The sequence below is a fragment of the Arthrobacter sp. JCM 19049 genome, assembly GCF_001310435.1.
The window spans coordinates 1-706 of record NZ_BAXF01000830.1; the positions used below are offsets into that span (position 1 = coordinate 1).

Here is a 706-nt window from a genome sequence, read left to right on the forward strand (position 1 = left end):
TGGGCCTGGCCGCCTCGACCGTGCACGCGGTTCTGAAGCGGTGCCGAATCAATCGACTGCGCTACATCGACCGGGTCACCGGCGAGAGGATCCGTCGTTACGAACACCCCTATCCCGGGCCATGATCCACGTGGATGTCACGAAGTTCGGCAACATCCCCGACGGCGGCGGACACCGGTTCCTGGGACGACAGGCCGGGGAACACAACTCACGGGTCACTGCGAACCGCACCGGCCAACGCACCCCCAGCGGACATCCCCGGCTGGGCACCGCCTTCGTGCACACCGTGATCGATGACCACTCACGGGTCGCTTACGCGGAGATTCACCAGAACGAAAAGGCAGTAACAGCCATCGCCGTGCTCCAACGAGCGGTGAAATGGTTCGCCGCTCGGAACGTCACCGTAGAGCGAGTGCTCAGTGATAACGGCTCCGCCTATCGCTCTCGCTCCTGGCGCGATGCCTGCCTTCAGCTGGGCGTGGTGCCGAAGCGAACCCGTCCCTACCGGCCCCAAACCAATGGCAAGATCGAGCGGTTTCACCGGACGCTGAGCGATGGGTGGGCCTATGCCAAGTTCTACGACAGTGAATCAGCACGCCGCCAAGCCCTGCCGGCATGGATTCATGAGTACAATCACCACAGGCCCCACACCGCGATCGGGAACCAGCCACCCATCAGCCGCTTAACCAACCTGCCTGGACAGTAC

General features: G+C 63.2%; 1 pseudogene. It reads left to right on the forward strand.

From position 1 onward, the window contains the following. Window positions 1–706: pseudogene (locus tag JCM19049_RS16575) on the forward strand (IS481 family transposase); the annotation flags it as partial.